3 protein-coding genes are annotated in these 5,084 nt (G+C 47.2%); 2 read left to right on the forward strand and 1 reads right to left on the reverse strand.

From position 1 onward, the window contains the following. Positions 1-1,329 (reverse strand): hypothetical protein (locus ACWVCM_RS12440; protein ID WP_455202076.1); only part of this gene is annotated, 1,329 nt, incomplete at its 3' end. A 671-nt stretch (positions 1,330-2,000) separates the two neighbouring features. Here ACWVCM_RS12440 and ACWVCM_RS12445 point away from each other — a divergent pair. Both ACWVCM_RS12445 and ACWVCM_RS12450 read left to right on the forward strand, forming a co-directional pair. Then, positions 2,001-3,890 (forward strand): hypothetical protein, encoded by a 1,890-nt coding sequence (locus tag ACWVCM_RS12445; RefSeq protein WP_455202077.1) that lies wholly within the window; start codon positions 2,001-2,003, stop codon positions 3,888-3,890. A 40-nt stretch (positions 3,891-3,930) separates the two neighbouring features. Further along, complete coding sequence (locus tag ACWVCM_RS12450; protein WP_455202078.1) at positions 3,931-4,863, forward strand: hypothetical protein; 933 nt, start codon at positions 3,931-3,933, stop codon at positions 4,861-4,863. The last annotated feature ends 221 nt before the right edge of the window (positions 4,864-5,084 follow it).

Here is a 5,084-nt window from a genome sequence, read left to right on the forward strand (position 1 = left end):
ACTAATGGACACGGTGTCCGTGGGTTGTGCATCCAGCACCAGACTCACGGTGGCCGCGGTGGCATCTTCGGAAGTAATTAATCCGGCGGTGGGCGACACCGTGACGCCCGGTGTCGATTGCGGCACATCGTTATCCCGATTCGTTAACGAGACCGAATCAATGGTTATACCGTTGTAGCGTGTATCATTACTCTGCACGCTAAAGTCGACGCTATAAGCGATGGCGCCATCCACGTCCGCATCATCAACGCCGGTTACCGTCACGGTCTGCGGCGTATTCCAGTTACTCGTATTAAACTGCAAGCTACCTGGTGCCACGCTTCCTTCTGTGGTATCACTGCTGGTGACACTAATGGACACGGTGTCACTAGGTTGGGCATCCAGCACCAGGCTCACGGTCGCAGCAGCAGCATCTTCAGATGTAATCAATCCGGCCGTGGGCGAAACAGTCACACCCACCACTGGCGACCCTGAAGTATCGTTGTCCTGGTTAGTCACTGAAACTGGATTTACAGGAATACCAGCATAAATCGCATCATTGCTTAGCACCGTAAAATCAAGGGTAAACATGATGTCGCCATCCACTTCCTGATCATCAACACCGGTTACCGTCACCGTTTGAGGCGTATCCCAGTCATTGGTACCAAAAAATATTGCAGACGGCAAAACAGTACCCTCAGTGGCATCACTGCTGGTTATGTCTATACGTACCAAATTGCCCGGCTGAGTATTTAATACAATACTCACTTGCGCCGAAGTCATGTCTTCAGTTACTACAAGGCCACTGCCTGGCGCCACATTGACCGCCGGTGTTCCCGATGTCGGCGGAGGATTGGGCGATGGTGTTTGGCTTCCCCCATCATTATCAATATTAACTACTGTTAAGTCGGCTGGATCCAGTCCCGCGTAAACCGCGTCAATACTGGTTAACGGATGGATGTTAATGGTGTAATTCACATCACCGTCGACAGTATTATCATCAACACCCGTAATAATGACTGTCTGCGGGATCGACCAGGTATTCGGTGTAAATATCAGGAAATCCTGGTCGACGGTACCTTCGGAAATATTGGAACTGGAAATGGGTACTCTTACTTCTGATGTAGGCTGGACACTAAGCAACACGCCAAAAGAGGCTGTACCACCATCTTCCGTGGTAACAAGGTCTTCAGTGATTGCAACAACGACAGCTGGATCACCGGGAGCAGCGGAATCGCAAGCGGAAAGGACCAGCAACGGCAAAAGCAAAATACCGGCTTTAATGGGTGCCGGATAACTAACCTGCAGCACTCCGTGCCACAATTGAAAAATACGCGCCAATCCTTGCAACGAACTGCCCCCGATTACATGGTTCTCGTTATAACGTTGTGCTTCGTTTTATAACGAAAAATGTTTGAACACCCGTTCTCATCGTCCGCGTAGAACAACGCACCTGGTGCTCACCGCCCGATTTCTAACATTTCTAATAATGTTTTTAAGACAATAAATTCACACCACTTGAATGAATTCTATTGCGAATTTGTTGCAATCACAAATAGTAAAATTGATTTCAGCACTTATTACGGGAAATTCAGCGAATCCGTTACGCGAACTGAACATCTTGTCAGACTTTAACTGACACAATCTATCTCTCTCCATCACTTGACGAATTCAGGGACATAATCTCCGCCAAACTCGATGCCGGCAATGGTGGCCTGCCGCACTGGTTTTAGCTTAACGAGGGTCCTGGATAAAATAGTTTCGCTGGGCAATAAATCCGGTAGCAATCCCCCTGTATAGTGTGCGTATTTTTGCTAACATATTAACTATCGGCCTTAACCGCACTTCACTAGCCATCTTTAACTAATTGTTATTTAATGTTATTTACAGCCAATACCGACTCTACGCCTGTTTACTACACTATTATTTTCAAATAACTGGAATCTTTGTGTCTTTTTAACCTTAACCCGTAATTTTGCATTTAATGACCTGACGACAAAGTCTGCCAGTGAATAATTAACATGATGATAAGTAGCAAATCTCTCTTCTGTACGGCTGGACTGGTGCTCAGTTTGTTTATAACAGTTTATCCAGCATGGGCTAAAACCGTCACACCTCCCCAGGACCCAGGTCAGTCGATTACGTACTGGAAACCGCAAGTGATTTCCGCACAACAGGATGAAGCGGTAGCACTGGCGCACTCCGTCTTTAAAGTATTACTGCGTACCTGGGACACTGCGCGCGTGGAGCCTGACTTATATGTGGTAAATTCATCGGCAGGCCCATGGGCAGCATCACTGGCGGACGGCAATATCCTGCTGAGCCGTAATGCCATCGATATATGTATACGCTATGGCAAACAACATGCTGAACACCTGCTGGCATTTATACTGGGGCATGAACTGGCGCACCAGCGAGCGGAAGATTTGTGGCATCAAAAGTTCCTGCGACTCGCAGGTAGCCAGGCACCCGAAATACAGCAACAATTGCTGAAAGATTTAAAAATCAATCCCGACACCATTTCTCAGCTGGAGCAACGCGAAGCACAGGCTGATCATGATGGTCTGTTGATCATGGCTAGCGTTGGTTATGATCCGTTCCATGTCGTGGACCAAAAGGATTTTTTTACTACCTGGGTGGAAAACCTCTGGGATGTTTCCTGCGCCAGTCAGAAACTGGATTCCACCATTACATCAGCCTGTAGAAAAGCGCGCTCCCGCGCCTTAAGAACCCGCACGCAACTCACCACAGTGGCCGCGCAGAATTCATTATTCGAGATGGGTATGCAGCATTATGTTGCCGCCAGCTACGAACAGGCACGGGAATATTTCAACGCATTTGGCAAGGACTACCCCAGCCAGGCGGTATTTGCCAACATCGGATTAACCTACCTGCAAGAGGCCATCGATATCGAGCACCAGATCACGACACTGGACAGCAGGCGCATCAGGTTTATTTATCCGATCATGTTGTCGCAAAGTCCGCTGGCAGCAAACAGCACAACAACGCTGGCCCAAAACAAGCGGGGTGCCGTTGACGTATTTATAACGCAACTTAAAGAAAAAAAGCATCAATATATTGAATCCGCCATCACCCAGTTTGAAAAAGCCATTCGCCTGCAGCCAGACCAGCGTGACAGTTATATCCTGCTGGCAACCAGCTATCTTGTCGATGACAATACTTTTATGACTCGCGGCATAATGCAGGGAAAATACACCCCCAAATTTGGCAAAGACGCTGCAGCACAAATGTTACTGGCAATTACCAGTTACAAGGAAAACCATCCTGATGCCGCGATCAACAAACTGACCAGTGCCTTGAATAGTGTTTCACAACATCCTGATTCAGTGCTGTCCGCCGACAGTCTGCAATATGCTTTAACTCACAACCTGGCTAACATAGAAAAACAACAGGGTGGCGCTCGTGCCGCACAACAGGCCTGGAAGAAACTGGCCGCCAGGGCGAAACAAAACGGTAACAGTTATCTGTTTCAACTGGCGGTAGCTAACATCAATCAGAATGCACTACCCAAAGCCAGCAAATCGCCAACAACCAGTAGTGATACAATCCTGGGCAGCAAATACAAAACCAGTAAAAAGACGCAAAAAGTCAGTGAGCTCTGGTTTGAGGGTGACAGATACCAGGTTGTTCGCACAGAACAAGGCACCCGCCTGGTGATTGATGAAAAAGACTACCTTATTGCAGCATCCAATGTACCGACTAAAACCAATGGAAAGTCCATTAATATTGGCGATACGGCGGATCGAGCACTGGTTTACTTTGGGCTGCCATCACGGCGAATACACTTAACCAGCGGAGAATACCTGGCGTACGATTCACTGGCACTGGCCATTCACGTAGTGAATCACCGCATTGCGGGATGGTTTTCGTATCGCAATCCAAAGCCTTAACCACAGGGTGAATAATTTTTACGACTAAGCAGTACGGAGCATGCATAGCTCAACATCAATAGAAAATAATAGTGGTCAGGATAGCGTTACACTGGCGCGTGATGCGGCAAGTGGGAATAGTAATGCCCGAAAACAAATCAACGAACTCGTACACCCTATTATTTGCTATCAAACCGACAGGTTTTGTAAACGATTTTGTGCTGAGAACAAATTCTTATACCGCTGCACCCTACCCTCTTCATGGGGAAATGCACCAAACGATGCATTGCTGTGTGAATGGGGAAATGCCAGTTACACCTGGATGCTCAATGATTTAACCAACGAGAAACGGCTGCAGCAATTTGAAGGCAAGAATGGCGCTCGCTTACAGGACTATCTATACCGCATAGCGAACTCATTACCATTTTACGAGCGCTGGAAAGACTGGCGTTTCGGTCGGCGCGTCAATGTTCCTGAGTATGTGAAAGAAATTGATCCGCACGCAGCAAAAATTTATTTTGCCTTGCGCCGCGGCGAATCCCTCGCCCTGATTGCCCAGAACCTGCAACTGGCCGAACAGAGGGTCGACGATGTTGCCCAAAAAATCGTAATTAGTTTAACCAGGCGTAATCGTTTATACCTGCTCAATCCCGAACGTGAACACTCGCTCAGTGAATCCGGTCAACAGGACAACGATTCGGCGCATGAGCCCGGCGTCGATACCGACTTGCCCAGCCACGATCCGGACCCGGAAACCCTTGAACGCAGCGAACATCTACACGAGGCCTGGCAACAATTAACGCCTGTGGAACAATTTGTCCTGGAAGCACTGGTCATTGATGAACAGGATGCCAATGACGTATTAACTGCATTGAAAACACTCAAAATTCAGATCAAAAAAAACGTACCGGCAGAACAAACCGATCGACAGCAATTATATTACTTTCGACGCAAGACACTCGCAAAACTGGCAGAAATCATGGGAAACGAATAATGTTTTTAACTTATATACAAAAGAAAATATGCACTATTTTTTCAAATATCATTCACTACGGTGTCTCCTTCTTTTATAGCAGACGATTAACAACATGATCTATTAACGTGACTATTTGAGATTAATCAATGGAAAACCAGCATCCCAGCGCAGAGCAGTTATGTAGCTACATGGAGTCCCCTGAATCCAGAACGCATGGTGATATTCGACGTCATTTGATG

Source organism: Kaarinaea lacus, assembly GCF_975902315.1.